Source organism: Streptococcus sp. 2342, assembly GCF_013276795.1.
GTDB lineage: Bacteria > Bacillota > Bacilli > Lactobacillales > Streptococcaceae > Streptococcus.
In genome coordinates, this window is sequence record NZ_VMLR01000007.1 from 1 (window position 1) to 736 (window position 736).

The window sequence follows — 736 nt, forward strand, 5'->3', positions numbered from 1 at the left end:
ATGTATCGGGAAGACAGGATTCGAACCTGCGACACCTTGGTCCCAAACCAAGTACTCTACCAAGCTGAGCTACTTCCCGAGTTAAATAGAAAAATGCACCCTAGAGGAGTCGAACCTCTAACCGCCTGATTCGTAGTCAGGTACTCTATCCAGTTGAGCTAAGGGTGCTCATTATATTATGCCGAGGACCGGAATCGAACCGGTACGATCGTTACCAATCGCAGGATTTTAAGTCCTGTGCGTCTGCCAGTTCCGCCACCCCGGCCTCTCTAAGCGAACGACGGGATTCGAACCCGCGACCCCCACCTTGGCAAGGTGGTGTTCTACCACTGAACTACGTTCGCACTATTTTCTTCTATCTAAAAATGCCGGCTACATGACTTGAACACGCGACCCTCTGATTACAAATCAGATGCTCTACCAACTGAGCTAAGCCGGCTCATTTATTATATCTTAATGCGGGTTAAGGGACTTGAACCCCCACGCCGTTAAGCGCCAGATCCTAAATCTGGTGCGTCTGCCAATTCCGCCAAACCCGCAGATATGACCCGTACTGGGCTCGAACCAGTGACCCATTGATTAAAAGTCAATTGCTCTACCAACTGAGCTAACGAGTCTAAAATAACTTGCGTTATCTTAAACGGTCCCGACGGGAATCGAACCCGCGATCTTCGCCGTGACAGGGCGACGTGATAACCGCTACACTACGGGACCTTTGGGAGTTAACGGGATCGAA

General features: G+C 50.3%; 8 tRNA genes. All 8 read right to left on the minus strand.

From position 1 onward, the window contains the following. Nucleotides 1-5: 5 nt before the first annotated feature. Nucleotides 6-79, minus strand: a tRNA-Pro gene (locus tag HT689_RS07950). 15 nt (nt 80-94) lie between these two features. Further along, nucleotides 95-168 (minus strand) — tRNA-Arg (locus HT689_RS07955). 11 nt (nt 169-179) lie between these two features. Further along, a tRNA-Leu gene (locus HT689_RS07960) sits at nt 180-265 on the minus strand. 7 nt (nt 266-272) lie between these two features. After that, nucleotides 273-344: transfer RNA gene (locus tag HT689_RS07965), tRNA-Gly, on the minus strand. Nucleotides 345-366: 22 nt separating this feature from the next. Then, nucleotides 367-439 (minus strand) — tRNA-Thr (locus tag HT689_RS07970). Nucleotides 440-457: 18 nt separating this feature from the next. Beyond that, nucleotides 458-539 (minus strand) — tRNA-Leu (locus HT689_RS07975). Nucleotides 540-544: 5 nt separating this feature from the next. Further along, a tRNA-Lys gene (locus HT689_RS07980) sits at nt 545-617 on the minus strand. 24 nt (nt 618-641) lie between these two features. Beyond that, nucleotides 642-714, minus strand: a tRNA-Asp gene (locus HT689_RS07985). Nucleotides 715-736 lie beyond the last annotated feature (22 nt).